This is a genomic window from Streptococcus sp. HMSC078H12 (genome assembly GCF_001814615.1).
Taxonomy (GTDB): Bacteria; Bacillota; Bacilli; order Lactobacillales; family Streptococcaceae; genus Streptococcus; species Streptococcus salivarius_F.
The window spans coordinates 1-370 of sequence record NZ_KV817318.1 but is presented as its reverse complement, the minus strand read 5'-3'; the positions used below and the strand labels follow the sequence as shown (position 1 = coordinate 370).

Below are 370 nucleotides of genomic sequence, written 5' to 3'. Positions count from 1 at the left end.
TAAATCGGGAAGACAGGATTCGAACCTGCGACCCCTTGGTCCCAAACCAAGTGCTCTACCAAGCTGAGCTACTTCCCGATAAAATGCACCCTAGAGGAGTCGAACCTCTAACCGCCTGATTCGTAGTCAGGTACTCTATCCAGTTGAGCTAAGGGTGCTCATTATTATATTATGCCGAGGACCGGGATCGAACCGGTACGAAAGTTTCCTTTCGCAGGATTTTAAGTCCTGTGCGTCTGCCAGTTCCGCCACCCCGGCTCCTCAAGCGAACGACGGGATTCGAACCCGCGACCCCCACCTTGGCAAGGTGGTGTTCTACCACTGAACTACGTTCGCATTTTATGCCGGCTACATGACTTGAACACGCGAC

The 370-nt window shown here is 52.7% G+C and carries 4 tRNA genes; all 4 read right to left on the bottom strand.

Going from position 1 to position 370, the window contains the following annotated elements:
* Positions 1-4 precede the first annotated feature (4 nt).
* The 4 genes from HMPREF2979_RS04370 to HMPREF2979_RS04355 all read right to left on the bottom strand — a co-directional run bounded on the left by HMPREF2979_RS04370 (position 5) and on the right by HMPREF2979_RS04355 (position 336).
* Positions 5-78: transfer RNA gene (locus HMPREF2979_RS04370), tRNA-Pro, on the bottom strand.
* Between the two features lie 6 nt (positions 79-84).
* Positions 85-158: transfer RNA gene (locus HMPREF2979_RS04365), tRNA-Arg, on the bottom strand.
* A 14-nt stretch (positions 159-172) separates the two neighbouring features.
* Positions 173-258, bottom strand: a tRNA-Leu gene (locus tag HMPREF2979_RS04360).
* Between the two features lie 6 nt (positions 259-264).
* Positions 265-336 (bottom strand) — tRNA-Gly (locus HMPREF2979_RS04355).
* Positions 337-370: the final 34 nt, after the last annotated feature.